This is a genomic window from Pseudomonas lini (assembly GCF_001042905.1).
Lineage (GTDB): Bacteria > Pseudomonadota > Gammaproteobacteria > Pseudomonadales > Pseudomonadaceae > Aquipseudomonas > Aquipseudomonas lini.
Genome location: NZ_JYLB01000003.1, coordinates 679,151 through 694,322, shown reverse-complemented (window position 1 = coordinate 694,322; position 15,172 = coordinate 679,151). Strand labels below are relative to the sequence as shown.

At 49.3% G+C, this 15,172-nt stretch carries 17 protein-coding genes and 1 pseudogene; 3 read left to right on the top strand and 15 right to left on the bottom strand.

Going from position 1 to position 15,172, the window contains the following annotated elements:
* Positions 1–385: 385 nt before the first annotated feature.
* Complete coding sequence (locus TU81_RS11775; RefSeq protein ID WP_048395201.1) at positions 386–1,837, bottom strand: hypothetical protein; 1,452 nt, start codon at positions 1,835–1,837, stop codon at positions 386–388.
* Positions 1,838–1,983: 146 nt separating this feature from the next.
* Between TU81_RS11775 and TU81_RS30295 the strand changes: the two genes are divergently transcribed.
* Positions 1,984–2,886 (top strand): chymotrypsin family serine protease, encoded by a 903-nt coding sequence (locus TU81_RS30295; protein WP_151152260.1) that lies wholly within the window; start codon positions 1,984–1,986, stop codon positions 2,884–2,886.
* Positions 2,887–3,161: 275 nt separating this feature from the next.
* On the opposite strand, the gene TU81_RS11770 is transcribed toward TU81_RS30295, so the two are convergent.
* The 7 genes and pseudogenes from TU81_RS11770 to TU81_RS11740 form a co-directional block, all read right to left on the bottom strand.
* Positions 3,162–3,491, bottom strand: coding sequence for a hypothetical protein (locus tag TU81_RS11770; protein WP_048395199.1), 330 nt, complete (start codon positions 3,489–3,491; stop codon positions 3,162–3,164).
* 653 nt (positions 3,492–4,144) lie between these two features.
* On the bottom strand, positions 4,145–4,360 hold the full coding sequence (locus tag TU81_RS11765; RefSeq protein WP_048395197.1) for a hypothetical protein: 216 nt from the start codon (positions 4,358–4,360) through the stop codon (positions 4,145–4,147).
* A 457-nt stretch (positions 4,361–4,817) separates the two neighbouring features.
* Positions 4,818–4,946, bottom strand: a pseudogene (locus TU81_RS31105) (tRNA dihydrouridine(20/20a) synthase DusA); the annotation flags it as partial.
* A gap of 357 nt (positions 4,947–5,303) precedes the next feature.
* Positions 5,304–6,116: a pentapeptide repeat-containing protein gene (locus TU81_RS11760; protein ID WP_048395195.1), complete on the bottom strand. Its 813-nt coding sequence runs from the start codon at positions 6,114–6,116 to the stop codon at positions 5,304–5,306.
* A gap of 376 nt (positions 6,117–6,492) precedes the next feature.
* Positions 6,493–7,206, bottom strand: a complete 714-nt coding sequence (locus TU81_RS11750; protein WP_048395191.1) for a peptidoglycan recognition protein family protein — start codon at positions 7,204–7,206, stop codon at positions 6,493–6,495.
* Positions 7,207–7,212: 6 nt separating this feature from the next.
* Positions 7,213–7,746 carry a PAAR domain-containing protein gene (locus tag TU81_RS11745; protein ID WP_048395190.1) on the bottom strand — a complete coding sequence of 178 codons (534 nt, stop codon included), beginning with the start codon at positions 7,744–7,746 and terminating at the stop codon, positions 7,213–7,215.
* 169 nt (positions 7,747–7,915) lie between these two features.
* Entirely contained in the window at positions 7,916–8,278 is a 363-nt protein-coding gene (locus tag TU81_RS11740) for a DUF6124 family protein (RefSeq protein WP_048395188.1), read from the bottom strand.
* A gap of 700 nt (positions 8,279–8,978) precedes the next feature.
* Between TU81_RS11740 and TU81_RS11735 the strand changes: the two genes are divergently transcribed.
* Positions 8,979–9,470, top strand: coding sequence for a type VI secretion system amidase immunity protein Tai4 (locus TU81_RS11735; protein ID WP_050682456.1), 492 nt, complete (start codon positions 8,979–8,981; stop codon positions 9,468–9,470).
* Between the two features lie 336 nt (positions 9,471–9,806).
* On the opposite strand, the gene TU81_RS11730 is transcribed toward TU81_RS11735, so the two are convergent.
* From TU81_RS11730 to TU81_RS11715, 4 genes are read right to left on the bottom strand one after another with little or no spacing between them, the layout of a single operon-like run.
* Complete coding sequence (locus TU81_RS11730) at positions 9,807–10,601, bottom strand: hypothetical protein (RefSeq protein WP_048395186.1); 795 nt, start codon at positions 10,599–10,601, stop codon at positions 9,807–9,809.
* 56 nt (positions 10,602–10,657) lie between these two features.
* On the bottom strand, positions 10,658–10,945 hold the full coding sequence (locus TU81_RS11725; RefSeq protein ID WP_048395184.1) for a hypothetical protein: 288 nt from the start codon (positions 10,943–10,945) through the stop codon (positions 10,658–10,660).
* The gene (locus tag TU81_RS11720; RefSeq protein ID WP_048395182.1) at positions 10,942–11,664 is read right to left on the bottom strand and encodes a peptidoglycan recognition protein family protein; all 723 of its coding nucleotides are present in this window, start codon (positions 11,662–11,664) and stop codon (positions 10,942–10,944) included. The genes TU81_RS11725 and TU81_RS11720 overlap by 4 nt, the downstream gene beginning before the upstream one ends.
* Positions 11,664–12,203 carry a PAAR domain-containing protein gene (locus TU81_RS11715; RefSeq protein ID WP_048395181.1) on the bottom strand — a complete coding sequence of 180 codons (540 nt, stop codon included), beginning with the start codon at positions 12,201–12,203 and terminating at the stop codon, positions 11,664–11,666. Before TU81_RS11715 ends, TU81_RS11720 begins: the two co-directional genes overlap by 1 nt.
* A gap of 272 nt (positions 12,204–12,475) precedes the next feature.
* On the opposite strand from TU81_RS11715, the gene TU81_RS11710 reads away from it, so the two are divergent.
* Positions 12,476–12,673 (top strand): hypothetical protein, encoded by a 198-nt coding sequence (locus TU81_RS11710; protein WP_048395179.1) that lies wholly within the window; start codon positions 12,476–12,478, stop codon positions 12,671–12,673.
* A 132-nt stretch (positions 12,674–12,805) separates the two neighbouring features.
* Here TU81_RS11710 and TU81_RS11705 read toward each other — a convergent pair whose 3' ends face one another.
* From TU81_RS11705 to copD, 3 genes are all read right to left on the bottom strand, one after another.
* Positions 12,806–13,597, bottom strand: coding sequence for a transporter substrate-binding domain-containing protein (locus TU81_RS11705; RefSeq protein WP_048395177.1), 792 nt, complete (start codon positions 13,595–13,597; stop codon positions 12,806–12,808).
* 154 nt (positions 13,598–13,751) lie between these two features.
* Positions 13,752–14,093 (bottom strand): hypothetical protein, encoded by a 342-nt coding sequence (locus TU81_RS11700; protein ID WP_048395175.1) that lies wholly within the window; start codon positions 14,091–14,093, stop codon positions 13,752–13,754.
* 153 nt (positions 14,094–14,246) lie between these two features.
* The gene (gene copD, locus TU81_RS11695) at positions 14,247–15,170 is read right to left on the bottom strand and encodes a copper homeostasis membrane protein CopD (protein ID WP_048395173.1); all 924 of its coding nucleotides are present in this window, start codon (positions 15,168–15,170) and stop codon (positions 14,247–14,249) included.
* Positions 15,171–15,172 lie beyond the last annotated feature (2 nt).

Below are 15,172 nucleotides of genomic sequence, written 5' to 3'. Positions count from 1 at the left end.
AGGGCATCGGCCAGGGAGTACGTTTGAAGGAGCTTCTGTGTCCATATAGGGAATCTCGGGCTGTTCGGACAGTGTTCCGATGGATGAATGGACGGCGCTGGCGCGGTGTAAACCCTCGTGCCACCACGCGCGACAAGTTGTACGGAATCTCATAGGCATCGTCGGACTAGGCATGCTTGCCAAGCACACCCCGTTGCCGGATTTGGCAACGGGGTACAGATACGTTCTGAGGATTTGAACGATGGAACGGCAGCATCCCCTTATTGGACATTAGCTCGATGTCACGCTTAAAGCACAAAGCTCATTGAAATTTTCATGCGATTTTCTGCGTGGGCCGACCTTTATGTTGATCTTGTACGACTGAGAATCACGAGGAAACATGAAATTACTCATATTCCGAATATGGCGGAGTCAACCCCGCAGCATAGTATGCGTTGTTGACTTTTATCTTTGCCTTTAGAACATCTAAGCGGTACTGGAGCATGGTATCATCGGAAGTGGAAGCACTATTTTTAAGCGCTGTGTCCAAAATATTTTGAGATATTTCTAGCTGAGCACTTGAGGTTATTATGTCTTGAGTCCGCCCCCTTTTGGCCGATTCAGCAGCGTCTGCGGTTTTTTTCCTAGCCTCGGGCAATTGATCTCCCACGGCTTTACCTAGATCTCCTGCGGAGTTACTAATTACATTTGCTAGGGCGACTCCAAATTTGTTTGCTTCTCTTGTATGGCTAATGCTGCCTACTATAGAAATATATCCTGCTTGAGGATAGTCAGCTTTCTGATCGTCACCAAAGCAAGATCGCGGTCCATTTTTAGAGACATACCCTTTGCAAACTTCCTTAGCCCATCTAATTCTTCTAACTTTCAAGTCATCGCTTTTTTCTGCGTTCGACAAGATTTTAATAAGCTTGTCCCTTTCCGGCCGTTGTAACTCCCATCCGGAGCAAAGTGAATCTGCGCTTGATGCTTTAAGTGACTTGCAGTAACTTATTAAGTTGTCCCGAGCGCCGTTTACTGAGTACACGCTTACTACATCTTTCTTGTATTCAAAATCGTTTGTTACACCTCCATTATCAATATATGAAATGGCATCAACACGATCTTTCCCCTTCTTCGCTTGTGCGGCCTGTATTGCGCTAACATCGTTTAACTGAGGAGCAGCAAATGAATCGCTAGTGAGGAAGGTTAGTCGCGGGTCATTGACTTTTAACTCATACCCTTTCGTAACATCTGTAAAAGATATTGTGATTGAGCCAAAATTTTGTTCGGCATACATTGACTTTAATGTTATTTGTAGGTCTACACGCCTGCTTTTTGTCCAAAAGCTGGAGTCCTCAAACTCCTTGATATTTGCATACAGTGGTCTAAATCGGAGAAATTTTTTGTCAATTGGGTCTTGTTCAAGCCTCAGCTCAAAATACATTTGATCGTTTGGCTTCATAGCCCCAAGGCTTCGGGCTCCATCCAAAATACTGAAATCACTTGCACTATAGATCCCTTTACGAATTATAAGGCATTTTTTATTTGAGACAATTTCCCCAAGTGGAGTAACTTTGTAAAATTTAGAGTAAACAGGCTGTGATGCTCTGATGACGGTACTTGTGTCGGCGGAAGCCTTTATAGCCGCGCCAACTGCATCTACGGCAGCCTCCGCCGCCTTTGGTATAAGGATAGCTGTTACAGCCACACCAAAGGATTGAGCGGTGCCGTCTTTTTTTTCAATAGGGCATGACTCATCCCAAGTCGCCACGGTCTGCGCCGGCTCTGCACCTAGGCAGGTTTTAGCAAACGCTAAGACAACAAAAAAAGTAATGCTTATTGATTTAGAGTGATTCATAGGTCGTCCCCTATTGATAGGCTGTATTCAACTGACATACCAACTACCTGAACATTTCCAATCCCTTGCACCTTGCGATTTTTTAAATACATACTAAGCTATAGTATCAATATGCCTTTACGTCAAGGTACTCTCTAGGAGGGCTCATGATTAGTAAACATATCCAAAAGTGCCTGGAAATTGCGTCTGCACTAGCAAGGAGCTACCCAGCCTCTATTGGCGTAGATTATGGGTACGTCTATAAAAAAGGGAAAAGATTAAAAAAATTTGGAATTCGCTTTCACGTACCCAATAAAATATCTCTAGATAGGCTGTTAAAGGATCATGTCTTACCAAAAAATATAAACGGCGTCAGGTGTGACGTTATAGAGCGCATATATTACCCACACAACAACAGCTATGACGTTCTGAATCCATTAATATCTGGAGCACTAATAGGAAACTTGTTTAGGCAAACCGCTGGAACTCTTGGCTTCTTTGCTAGGGATAACTTAGGCCGCATAGGTTTGGTTAGCAATTGGCATGTCTTGGAGGGCAGTTTAGCTTGGGGGAAGGAGACAATTCAGCAACCAAGAAGTGCCAGAGACGTTGCCACTACCGTGTCAATGCTAGAGCCAGTGACCGGTTACGATTTTGGATTTGCTGTATTGAATGGCGGGATCTCATGCTCTAGTGAAATATTAAATCTTGGGTTTTCTATTGTAGGTGTTGAACAGCCAAGGGCCGGAATACCGGTTGTTAAGTACGGCGCTGCCACAAAAGAAACGCACGGAATAATAGAAGCTTATCCAAGCAAGGATCTTCCAATGGTATATCCAAGTCTGAACAACCAAACTTATTTTCTCAAAGCTTTTTGCATTACACCCGTACCTGGTGGCGAGCAGAGAATTAGTGATCAAGGCGATTCAGGGAGTGTTTGGATAAACCCCGCAACACACAACGTTGTTGGACTTCATGTGGGCGGTCTTAAAGATCAGCCAGAAGTGGCAGTTGCTCATTCAATTGTTGATATTCTCGATAAGTTAGGATTGGAATTATTTATTCAATGAGGAGGTAAACGCAGTAGACAGCCGAGGGATAGGATGAGCCATAAAATACTCACTCAAGGACACTTTGATGGATTGCAGGAGCAGCTATACCAGATCGTGGGCTTGGGTTAAAGAGCTAGGCCTCAGTTACGAGATCGGCCGTCTCTGGATGGTTAGTAATGTGAACCGCTAAACCTCCGCCTAATGAGTTACCGGTCACCACAACTCTAGGACCAAATTTATTGCGATTCGCACCTCTGTAAGCGATAGCTTTCCTCAAGTACTCCCGCGCTGGTTTATTCTGTATTTGTACGATACCAAAATTCTGAAAAAACATAATCCATAAAGTATTGGTCAGTACCCCGAAAAGCTACAATCATCTCATAGCCATGAGTGTTTTCATTTTGGTACCTGTAGGTCTCAGCCTGAAACCCATTCCACTCATCTACTGACAATTTAGGTATGCGCTCCAAATAATCTGGTTTTGTAAAGTCATACTGAGAATGTGAGGTTTCATCTTGGAGGGTAAGAGTCGCTGCCAATTTATATACGTAACCTTCTTTTACAAGTCCAAGTTTCTTGGCTGTCTCTTCTTCAGGCGGAATGATCTGGTATTTCTTCACCATATCCAGGTACCGGGGTTTGCACTACGCCGCACCCTCAATTTTTCCTTCAAATTTTGGGAGTGGTGAGAACGTGAAGCTACTGCATCCGCTATTCGATCCAACTCCGACGATAAGAATTAGTGCTATAGCGGTACGCATAGTGGTTAGTCAAAATGTGCAATACTGATTGCGGATTGTCTTTCAGGAATTTATGGAAATATAACTTCATTGGATCAGCTGGCCCAAGGTAATCTACTCGACACTGTTCCAGTCTAGTGTTTGCTATGGCAATCTGCTGCTGTTAAAGTGCGTTTCATGAAAGTCTCCTCAAGGAGTCGGCAGGCTGCTATTTTTCGTTTTTACGAAAAAGGCTTGACTGTGTCTAATGAAACTAGCTGATGTTTCACCACTTGTAAGTCCTGTCGTAAAAAATTTGTGGCCGCCGGGGATTACCCCTATTAAATATTCGACTACGATCATGACCATACGGTTCGTCACCGATTGATAATGCGGTGTTGCAGACTGGTAGATATTAAGCTGATGGTCATTGATAGCGGTTCTCCGCTGTCGTCGACCGTCCGCTCTTGGCCGATAGTTGCCTATGAGGTGAACCGGACTGGTTAACCGAATTCACCTCGACATGACCTGTCGACGGGCCCTTGGTGTGTAGTCGGTTAACCGATGTCCAATTTCTTCAATCGAGCCAGGCCTTGTTTGATATGACCGGCGTTTTCACCCATGCTCCACAGTGCGCCACGGACATTTCCGCCCACTTCCTGTGCCCCTTGCTCCTCGATCAGCAGGGTCAACTCCATAATGGCCGCCTCCAGGGCCTGCTGGTTTTCGAACAGCCTTTCCAGTACATCCGACAGTGAATAATCGCTTGGCATGGTGTCGATTCCTTTCGAGAAAGCCCAAGCATAGCAGTGACATTCTCGACCGCAATTTCACCAGCGCTAGGATGCAACGGCGGATGCAGGAAGTCGAATTGAGCACCAGCCGACAATGCGAAGATCAGAGTCCGCATTTGACCTGTATGTCGAACTACTCAAGGGCGGCGATGGCGCGTCAACGAAAGTATAAGGAAGCTCTAGAAGATGAAGATGACTAGCCGGGGCGTACGTTGGCGGCCGCTCGAGCTACAGCGGTATGCGGTGAAGACGAAAGGGGTTCAAATCCCTTACTCAGTTTTATCTTCAACGCAGCGGTCATGGGGATTGGCTAGTTTGAGAAACTTCTAGCGCCATGTCTTGGATGCCAGGTCGGAATGTCATGGATTGGACTGACTTTCGTGTAAAGAATAGCTTTTCGGGAATTCCTGCTTTTTTCTCTGCTTGATTTTTGCTACAGCAAGGACAATTTGGTTTTTATTACGCTGAAATATAAGCAAATTTTAATTAGGTCTGTCCAATCCATCATCGGGGCGACGGAGAAGCGGCGGGAAAGCGGGGCGGGTGTGGCAGTGATTGGGGACATTGGCGTTTCTGGAATGGGTGAGGCTGGGAGGTGGGGAGTTTATCAGGATTGGGCTTGCGGGGTTCGGGCGAGTCTTGCTGTGGTGTACAGGACAAGTAAGCAAAGGAATGGGAGAGCTTAAGCGAGATAGCATGAGTAAATAAATCAGTCCCCTTTTTCTACTACTGCTGCACCTTCTTCGAGTAGTTCACCACAATCCTGTAACGCCTAGCGTGAGCCTGGATACCATGGGCTGCAGGTAGCCTTGACTGTGCGTATCGTCTGCATGTTAATCTGAAGGTCAACTGGCTGCTTGCTGAGGAGGGGGAAACCCCCAGAGAGGGTGGTTGGATTCCCCCCCAGTTTTTTTTCTACGTACTATGGGGCCTTGTAAGGCGTAACTTTTGGTCCCCTAGGAAGTTTTTCAAGCTCGACTACGTACGGATCTAGATTTTTAGCGCCAATGAAGTTTGTCGATCGAAGAATGGCATTAGTGAACTTCACCCCTTTGCAGTCGACACCACGGAAGTTTGCGCTGCTCAAGTCCGCTCCGCTGAAGTCCGCGTGAGCAACATCACAACTGGTGAAATCAATTCCTTTTAGCATGGCGTGTTGGAATTTTGCGCGACGTAGGTCGGTTTTAGAGAATGTTGTGTGTTCAAGTTGTGCGTCAATAAATATAGCAGCTTCACATCTGCAGCTTTCAATGCTTACGCGAAGTAATCGGCTGTCTTTGAATATCGTCGCGTGGAGATCGCTATGTTCTAATTTTAGGTCTCTTATTTCTAACCTTGAAAGATTTATTTCTGAAAGTTTCAGTTTTTTTTCTTCAAGGTCAAGAAGGCGCCGAATTGTTCCGAGCACTTTGTATGGTGCATCAGTTGAGCGGTCGTAACGTAAGTCAGCCAGATCTTCACGGTTTCTCCGCGCTTTATCTTCGCGAAGGCGGCGAGTGCGTTCGGTTTCGTCTCTCTCGTTCCGGCGCTGCTCAAACCAGTAGAGGATCAGACCGACCACAAAAAGGTCTATTATTGTTCCATGAGCGTTTGCTAGTATATCTTCAAAAAAAGAACGAGAGTATAAACCCCAAGTCTGGCTTGGGAATATGTTGTTTGATACCCAACCCCAAAACCCTGTGATAGTTACTATGATGGTAGAAAATGCCAAGAAGACAAACGCTGCTGCCCGCATTATTTAGTTAGTCCTGTGAGTAAAGTGGGGGGCGAAAATGTCGAATATTCTAATCGTAATTATTGATCCAATTTGCTGTTGAACCGTTGATATTACCTTTTTTTACATCCCTCAAGCTCGTTTTGGTTTTTCAATGTCGTAGTCACCCCTAATCGATATTTGCAGTACTGGATGACCGACTGCCGCTCCGTGTCGCTTAGCTCACTCAACTTTTTGTCATCTGATTCGTACGCAAAAATATTTTCAAACTTAATTTGAAATGTCGGGGCTTTCTTGATGAAGAATACTATTTCCGGGGAGGCGTCTTCCATTTTCTCGTAAAATCCGATGTAGAGAAAGGCGACGAGTATTATCGTGAAAATGATAAGCAGTGATTTCATGATGATGGTGGTCGCATTAGATTGGTTTTGATTCTAAGATTTCTCACCAGCTCCATCCCAATGTTGCCAGGACAAATCTTTCCTTCGCCGGCTTGCATGGGGAATTCTCGGTGGCCACCCAAAGTAGTCACCCTAAAAACGCTGGTCAGGGCCTGAATTAAGTTCAGTAGGGTGTCGATTTGTATGGCTGGGATTTTCTGATCCATATTACCGCCGATGGCTTCAAGAGCTTGGCGGGCAACGGCAACCATATCGCTACCTTCATCGGCGGTTGTCAAATTTTCCAACAAAACGATGCCAATTACGCCTGTGTTGTAGTTATGTACGCTTGAGCCCTTGAACCGGATGTCGCGTCCTTCGAATATTTTACCCATACAGTCGATGCCGTAGTGATAACCGATGTCATCGAACTTGGTCTGGTGCTCGCTCTGAATCGCACGCATCTGTCCTGCGCCGGCACCACAACCTACACTTCTACCGGCATGGTGAAGTGCGATCATCGAGTAGTCCCAGTCATCCACCATTTCGCCTTTTGCTTTATGTGCTCCCCAAGATGATCGTTCTATAAATTCACAACCCTTTTTGCGGACGAGTCTAAGGATTGCTTCTCTGGTAGCGGCTCTATCGTTGACAGTGATGGTAGTGGGAGCTGCTGGTTCTTTGGGTTTGACTTCGGTTGCTTTTGCTTCAGTAGTAAATTGTTCAGCCATGTTTGATCAATCCGTGAGTTCGCTAAGCGTCCGGGCTGGAGAGGTAAAGTCTATGCTCACAGAAATAGTGGCATCTTTGATGGGGGTTTTGACGTGCGCTATTCCTGCGCTATCAGTAATACCAATGATCTTTTCACCGTTAACGGTGGCAGTGAAACTTCTTCCGGCTAAAGGTTGACCGGTTTCGCTATCGACGATGCTGAAGGTGTGTCCGTAGGTTTTTTGTAGTAAAAGCGGGAGTGGGGGCGTGAACGGTGCTGGTGTATGCGAATCACCGATGATCACCGTGCCCGAGCCACCAATCACGACATCGCCATGGGTACCGACAGTGCCAATCAGTGCGGCGTTCTTGCCATTGATAAAGACCGTTGCTGCCACGCTCGAGGCTAAAGCGCTGCCACAGGTGCAGGTATCGCCTTTGGTCGCGGCTGCCAGTCCGTCGAAGAACACGTCGGGAGAACCGGAGGCGATGGCTTTGGGGCCGTGTCCGGGCATGGGACAACTGGTGGGGTCGGTGATACGTGCGGCGGGCTTTGCCATGTTTGACTTCCTGTCAATGAAATTTACCGGGGGCGACTGTATCAGACTTGCTTTGAAAGGTGACTCACGGCTTTGCGCTGGGTTGGCATCTGGTTATCGTCACCTGCGTTTTTGGAGGGGGGGGGGCGCGAGAGGCTCACGCCTCCCCCACGCAGATGTGCAGCATTAATTACTCAGATGGCTCCACGTTATCCAACGCCTGATTCACCGCCAGTTCACCCAGCATGACCACTTGCGCAATGCCCAGCAGGGTTTTGCGGTGTGTCCCCTCCAGCAGCGCTGCAAAATCACTGAGCATAACCGTGGCCGATCCCAGTGACTCGCAGGCATTGGCCAGCAAGGATTCGGTGTTGTATGCCGGGTTGGCGAGGAACATGCGCTCGGATTCGTTGGCCGTGGCCATGATTTGAGCGGCCGGTTTGAGATAGTAGTCGAGGGCGCGTTCGGCGGCTTCGTTGAGTTTTTTGGAATCAAGTGATTCGTAGGGGGATGCCGGGTCTGTGATCGGCGGATTGGGTGTTGGTTTGAACATAGATAAAACTCCTCATGCCGTAAATAAAGGAGCCATCCAACCTCGCTACCAAACGAAGGTGGCGGCCATGCGCAGGTTGGTAGACCGGGACATGAGGAAGCCGGCGCACCCGAAGGTGCCCTGTGCATGACCACCATAAAGCCGAGACGAAAACGCCGCGAATGGTGATGCTGTGCAAATCTCATGTACGGGCTACCAAACCCGATCGCTGTTTTTCAGCGACGGGGAAACGATAAAGCCCTGACCTTAAGCGCACAAGCCGGTGGATTCTGGCGTAGTCGTAGGCAACGACGCAAGGCGTTGTAGCCTTTGTGAAGTAACCGCGAGTGTCTTTAAACACCCCATTTAAACGAGCGAGTTTCTTCGAAGAAAACAAGGAAGTATCTGACGTCTTTTTTATGGTTAGCCGTCGTGAATGTGGCGTTCATGTACCGAATAAGCTGCAGGACGTTATCGCATCAGCTCCGTGACGGATCTGCTAGACACCCTTCCGGGCAACACACCTTCATGACCTCGTCGTTCAGGTCTATGTCACCTCAAGCATGAAGAATTAAACTGCCGCAGATTTTCTGCTTCCTAAACTCAAGGATGAAACATGAATCGACCCTCATTTTCTAGCGCGTGGGCGGCTTCTCAACGGATTTACGACACCCTCAATCCATCTGGAAAAGTTGCGGCAGTCATCGGCGGCAATGTTGCAATGAGCATTAACAGCCGTTATCCGGCCCTAAGGTGGGTCAACAATTTGACTGCGGTGTTGGTACTGGCTTGGGCAGCCGCGCCTTCCAACAGTTGGTCCAAGGATGATCCGACCAACTCCCCACAGGCAGGCGGGCGCACCTACGCGCAAAATTACAAGGATATGGTGCTGGCAGACTGCATCGCTACAGCCTACAAGAGCGAACCTAAAGCCGCCCAGGACGCCGGAAGCAGTGCCAGTGCGCTTATGGACTGGACCTATTTCGATCTGGAGCAAGCACCTCAAGCCGGTAGACCTCTGGTTGACCAGTTTCTGGCTCGTGATTATCACAATCCACTGGTCGAATCAGAGCGTCAAGGCGTCCGCTTTGAGCTGCTCAAATGCCTGGACCTGTATCACAGCAAAGAGTTGGACAGCCAGGTCAGTCAGTTGGTCATCAATCCCCAGCACATCTATCGTCAGGACAACCCGCCACGACCCAAAAAGGATTGACCCTGCACCGCGATTGGCGAGTGTCGTTGATTTTTAACGGTGCCTGCTATCCCGTGCGGTAACGATGATGGCAGCTGAACCCATGCGGTCGCTCAGCAATGTTTCATCAAGTTTGACGTGTCCCCTCCTAAAGGTTGAGTTATCGGAAACTGGAGACAGGCCACAATGTCTTCCCGAAAAAGCCGTGGTCTGTCCCCAATTCCTTGGCAGGGTGATGCGGTCACTCTGCAGTGGGGCGGCGGTTGCAGACGCAGGTTTAAGCGTCATCGCGCCAGATGGGTAGCCTTAAATGGGCACCCTTTTGTGATCTGGGGAAAACATCCGCTCTGAAGTAAGTTAACTATCATCGGAGCAGTCTTTCCCAAAACTTATAGCGTTAGGGTTCCAGTGCTTCCAGTTAGCGATAAACCAATCTTGTTGAAGGCTTCCGTCGTTTGCAAAAATGTCTTTGCCTTTGCTTAGCTGAAATGGAAGCACGCGTTCTTGTATTTTTATTCCCGTGTAAAGCGTCGCTTGTATTATGGAATCAGAGCCAAAAAGCACAGAGAATTTACTATTGATGTCCTTGACGTAAAAATTCTCACTTATTGTGAACGGTTCTTCGGGTGTTTGTACCGTGATTTTGGCTAGTTCAGCGTCGGTCAGCCATGTTGATAATCCAGGTAGGTGAATTGCGTTTGATATTGTTATCCATTTGGACTCTCCGGCTTTAATCTCGATAGGTGTATTTGAGTTCGGGTCGTTGCTCAATGCACATCTTGACTGGGTGAAAGCTACACCTTGTCCTGCGGTTTTACTTTTTAGTACCGAGATATCTGCGGAGGTGAATGTGACTGGAGATTTTCCGTAATTTCTAAGCTTGACTTGCAAAAAAACTTGGTCTTTCTCTCTTTCTATCTTTGTGGTTGGATAAAATGGTGTGAGGCGGGCATTGATTACGACTATTTCAGGGTTGTCTATACCTTGCGAAGCGTTTAACTTATCTGCTAATGGTTTTAATAAATCAATTGCGTCATTGGCGAAAGCAAAAAAGCCCGCAATGCATACTCCTGCAGCGAAGATAACCTTTTTGTGGTTACTCCAATTTTTGTCGATGAAGGCCGAAGCGGATTTTATGATCTTGAAGGGCATGTTTATCTCGAGTGGCAGTACTATTTACTATGAGATTAGCTGAATAAAATATGAGGCTATTTTTTGCTACATGTTTCAATATTATTCTGGGTTTTCAGATCTGTCTCTATTCCCAGTCGATACTTGCAATAGTCAATAATCCATGTTCGTTCCTCATTCGTGAGATGCTCCACTTTTCGAATCTCACCGTCATTAGCATGTATGTTGTAAAATTTCATTTGGAGTGTAGGGTGTTTCTTGATGAATAGAATCGTCTCTATATCGCCATCTTCAAGGGCTTCGTAGTAGCCGATGTAAAGCACAGCCAGTAACGCCAGCACTGCTGCAACCAATAGCTTTTTCATTCTTGAGGTGCCGGAGGGGGAAGTAACTGAGTTTTGATTCTTATGTTTTTAACCAAATCCATTCCTATGTTTCCCGGGCAAATCTTTCCTTCCGAGGCTTGCCCCGGATACTCTCTATGACCGCCAAAATGCTTGATGACGAATACGCTTTTCAGCGCCTCAATCAAGTGCATTAATGCGTCGATTTGCGCGGCAGGTATCACATTTGTAGTGCCGTAGCCCATGTAGTCAAGGGCTTCACGTCCCTTGGCTACCCAGTCACCACCCTCTTCGGGTGTGGTCAGGTTTTCCAGTAGGACGATGCCGATCAAGCCTGTGTTGAATTTCAGCACACTCGAGCCTTGTAGTCGGATGTCTCGTCCTTCGAGTATTTGGCCATCACAGGCAATCCCATAGTGGTAGCCGATGTCATCGTACTTTTGGCTCATATGTCCTTTCTGGATTTCCTGCATCTGAGTCGCTCCAGGTGTGCAGCTATGACTGCGTCCGGCGTGGTGCAAGGCAATCATGGTGTAGTCCCAGTCCATGACCATCTCCGGCTTACCTTTTACGGCACCCCAAGCAGAGCGTTCAGTAAACGCTCCTCCCTGTGATTGCACCTTTTTTATGATCGCTTCGCGTGTCGCAGCTCGATCATTCACGGTGATCGGAATTGGGCACATGAGCTCACCAGGCTTTATTTCTTGTGCGGTGGCTTGTGTCGAAAACTTGGCGGCCATTACTGTTCCTCCGACAGTTCGTGCAGTGTTCGAGCTGGAGCGCTGAATTTGATGTGAAGTGAGATTTGAGCGTCTGGCGATGGGGTTTTTACGTGTGCTATCCCGTTCGCATCTGTTACGCCTGGAACCTGTACACCATTAACGGTCGCCACAAAGTCCCTGAGGGCCAGAGGTTTGCCAGTTTCGCTATCGGTGATGCTGAACGACTGCCCATATGTTTTTTGAATGGAAAGCGGTAATGGCGGGATAAAGGGAGCAGGTGTGTGCGAATCACCAATGATCACTGTGCCTGATCCGCCAACCACAACGCTGCCATGTGTGCCGCCGGTATCAATAGTCGCGGCGTTCTGGCCGTTAATGAATACAGTTGCGGATACCCCCGACGCCAATGCGCTGCCGCAGGTGCAGGTGTCACCCTTGCGGGCAGCGGATAGCCCATCAAAGAAGACGTCAGGAGAGCCTGTGGCGATTGGATTGGTGCCGTGCCCGGGGAGTGGGCAACTGTAGGGATCGGTTTTTCGTGCGGCCGGCTTAGCCATGTCGGACTCCTTGTCAACGAATATGCCGCGGCGACTTTAGCAGACTCGGAATGGGTAGCGGGAATGAGAGTTCGGCGAAGCCATGGGGGCAGACGGAGCTGTTGTTATAGAAAAGGGCGCTCCTGCGGAACGCCCTTTTTTCGCTTCAAGAAAACGCACTAGCTGAACCAACGCTGTCGCTCAGCAATGTTTCATCAAGTTTGAGGGGCTTGAGGCATAGGATGACCACCTAAGATGGTGTTGCCATGCTTTTAGCCCACAGGAAACTGAAAATGATCTCGAACCTGTTCAAAGTCGTGATGATCGCCGGCGCATTACTGTTGAGCGCTTGTTCGGGTATGAGCACCAGCACGTGCTTCTCAGAAGCCTGCCAACAGTTCGATGGCCATAGCCCCAATAAGGTGAACTTTGGTGGGAGCGCGATCGGCAACAGCTTCAATGAATACAGCTCGGGCTTGCTGCACGACTAAGGAATGACGCAACGGCTGAAATGCTTCCGCCGTTGCGTGATTTGCCTGATGTGACGCGTGTTCTGACTTTACGACTGCTGCGCAGCCGGACGCAGGCTTCGCCAGCTGCTACATGGAATGGGTAGCAGCGGACTATTTCGCCTCTGGCACCGCTATCCACTGACCCAGAATTTTCTGGTAATTCCCCGTCACCTTGGCCAGGTGCAGCCACTGATCGACATACAACTTCCAGCTGATGTCATCACGTGGCAGTAGGTAGGCCTTCTCGCCGTATTGCATGAACTGGGTCGGATTGACCGCACACAAACCGGGTTTGAGTTTCTGCTGATACAGCGCTTCCGAAGCATCGGTAATCATCACGTCAGCCTTCTTGTCCAGCAATTCCTGGAAGATGGTCACGTTGTCGTGTAGTTGCAATTGCGCCTTGGGCAGGAAGGCGTGAACGAAGGCTTCGTTGGTGCCGCCGGCCGGTTCGACCAGGCGAACCGAAGGTTGGTTGATTTGTTCGATGGTCTGGTATTGCGCCTGATTTTCGCAGCGCACCAACGGGATTTTGCCGTCGACGTCCAGCGTGGTGCTGAAGAAGGCTTTTTTCTGGCGTTCCAGCGTGACGGAGATGCCGCCGACGCCGATGTCGCATTTGCCCGCGAGCATGTCGGGCATCAGGGTTTTCCAGGTGGTCTGGACCCACTCAACCTTCACGCCCAGGCTGTCGGCCAGTGAGCGGGCCATGGCGATGTCGATCCCCGAGTATTCGCCGTCCTCACCTTTGAAGGTATAGGGTTTGTAGTCGCCGGTCGTGCAAACGCGTAGTTGGCCTTGTTGCAGGACGGTGTCGAGATGGGAAGGGCTTTGCTCTGCCTGAACGCCGCTGGCTAACGCGAGCAGGCCACAGAGCATCATTGTGCTTTTTATAGTTTTCATTGTTATCGGGCTTTTGTGATGGAGTGGGGTTCAAGCGGGAGTCAGTGTAGTGAAAGCGCTTCTCGACTGTCATCCACTGTCCCGATATCCCATTCACACCAGCGCATGATACGTGTCAGGCAAGGCCCGACACGTATCCCTTCACATTAGTTGTTTATCCACAAGCCAAGGACCTCGAACTCTTAAGATGCGCTTCAATCGAGTTGCTGGCAGAGTGGACTCTTACTCCCTTGAGTTTATCGAGTGGCGGCTCTTTCCAAAGTTTTGATGCGTCGATGGGAAGGACGACCTGAATAACAGTTCCTTGGGGCGGATCAGCAACAAAATCGAAGTCTTGAATGCCGTCAGGCGGGAACTGAATATAAACCCGTGGCTCCAGTCTCGGGTTTGTCCATCCAGCAGTACCGACGAGGCCAATTGCCGATATGTGTAGCTGCGGTGGGTTTGATTTAAGTATTTTTAAGTCGACATCCACTACCTTCATTACTTCAGCCATTTTCGATCTCCTTTTCGATAAGTGCGCCGCTTTTTCACCTTGGCGCTTGGGTGTTGAACCCTCTGGCTTGAAATCTGGTGTGGTTAGACGCTAGTAAAGGCCCCTCATCCTGTCCACTGACTGCTATGGCCAGTCATCGGATGCTTTTATTCCCTACAGCGCACCCATTTCCGGGCTCAGCGTTCCTAGCCAAGCCACAAGCCCGATGATGACCACAGCCGCCACCAATTCCACCACCACACTGCGCCGCAACGCATTGGCGGCGGTGGTGTATTGCCCGTCCTGCAACGACCGCTCCAAAAACGGCCCAAGGTGAAACCGGTTCAACGCGGCGAGCACGAGCATGCCGGCAAACAGCACCACTTTGATGAACAGCAAAATCCCATAAGTGCTGAGAAAAACTTCATCCAGCTTCGGCCCGACGATGAACAGATAATTCACAACTCCCGTCACCGTGATGAGCACCACGATGACCGCGCCAATCACCTCAAATCGATTAACCGCGCGGGCCAACAACCGGATGCGCGCTTCGGTCTGCAGAGCATTAATTTTCGACATCAGCGCAAACGCCACCAATGCTCCAAGCCAGACCCCCGCCGCCAGCAAATGCAGAATGTCCACCGCGAAATGCCAATAACGACGACTGCCTTCATCCATCGCCCCATGTCCGTTCCAGGCCAGGCTGGAGAGGGCGAGACCGCCGGCAAAAGCAACGACCCACAAGCTGAAGCCAGGCGCACGGAGCATCACCGCCAAACCGGCAGTCACCAAGGCAACGATGCGAACCACACAGGCCAATCCCACGTCCGTTTCGAGCACCATCATTTCGATGTGCGGACGCAGCGCGGCGAAGTCCGATTCCCCGCTCATGGCACTCGCCATCATCAGCATGCTCGCGACGGACAGCAGCGCACCCAGCACTGCCGTCCCCGCCAACATCGACCGGAACGGCAACACTGCGCCCGACATCCGTTCCTGCCCTTTAAGGCTGTACAGCCCAAAAAGCGCCACCCCGAACAACAGCATCAAATCCACATACAACGCAAACCGCAGGGCAATGCTGACCGAGTCGCTCATCC

Bases quoted from the DNA above. Each gene is read 5' to 3' on its own strand.
- TU81_RS11705 (WP_048395177.1), bottom strand. From the start codon at position 13,597: ATGAAAACTATAAAAAGCACAATGATGCTCTGTGGCCTGCTCGCGTTA.
- TU81_RS30295 (WP_151152260.1), top strand. From the start codon at position 1,984: ATGATTAGTAAACATATCCAAAAGTGCCTGGAAATTGCGTCTGCACTA.
- TU81_RS11745 (WP_048395190.1), bottom strand. From the start codon at position 7,746: ATGGCAAAGCCCGCCGCACGTATCACCGACCCCACCAGTTGTCCCATG.
- TU81_RS11730 (WP_048395186.1), bottom strand. From the start codon at position 10,601: ATGCCCTTCAAGATCATAAAATCCGCTTCGGCCTTCATCGACAAAAAT.
- TU81_RS11710 (WP_048395179.1), top strand. From the start codon at position 12,476: ATGATCTCGAACCTGTTCAAAGTCGTGATGATCGCCGGCGCATTACTG.
- TU81_RS11715 (WP_048395181.1), bottom strand. From the start codon at position 12,203: ATGGCTAAGCCGGCCGCACGAAAAACCGATCCCTACAGTTGCCCACTC.
- TU81_RS11760 (WP_048395195.1), bottom strand. From the start codon at position 6,116: ATGCGGGCAGCAGCGTTTGTCTTCTTGGCATTTTCTACCATCATAGTA.
- TU81_RS11700 (WP_048395175.1), bottom strand. From the start codon at position 14,093: ATGGCTGAAGTAATGAAGGTAGTGGATGTCGACTTAAAAATACTTAAA.
- TU81_RS11740 (WP_048395188.1), bottom strand. From the start codon at position 8,278: ATGTTCAAACCAACACCCAATCCGCCGATCACAGACCCGGCATCCCCC.
- TU81_RS11770 (WP_048395199.1), bottom strand. From the start codon at position 3,491: ATGGTGAAGAAATACCAGATCATTCCGCCTGAAGAAGAGACAGCCAAG.
- TU81_RS11725 (WP_048395184.1), bottom strand. From the start codon at position 10,945: ATGAAAAAGCTATTGGTTGCAGCAGTGCTGGCGTTACTGGCTGTGCTT.
- TU81_RS11720 (WP_048395182.1), bottom strand. From the start codon at position 11,664: ATGGCCGCCAAGTTTTCGACACAAGCCACCGCACAAGAAATAAAGCCT.
- TU81_RS11765 (WP_048395197.1), bottom strand. From the start codon at position 4,360: ATGCCAAGCGATTATTCACTGTCGGATGTACTGGAAAGGCTGTTCGAA.
- copD (WP_048395173.1), bottom strand. From the start codon at position 15,170: ATGAGCGACTCGGTCAGCATTGCCCTGCGGTTTGCGTTGTATGTGGAT.
- TU81_RS11775 (WP_048395201.1), bottom strand. From the start codon at position 1,837: ATGAATCACTCTAAATCAATAAGCATTACTTTTTTTGTTGTCTTAGCG.
- TU81_RS11735 (WP_050682456.1), top strand. From the start codon at position 8,979: ATGAGCATTAACAGCCGTTATCCGGCCCTAAGGTGGGTCAACAATTTG.
- TU81_RS11750 (WP_048395191.1), bottom strand. From the start codon at position 7,206: ATGGCTGAACAATTTACTACTGAAGCAAAAGCAACCGAAGTCAAACCC.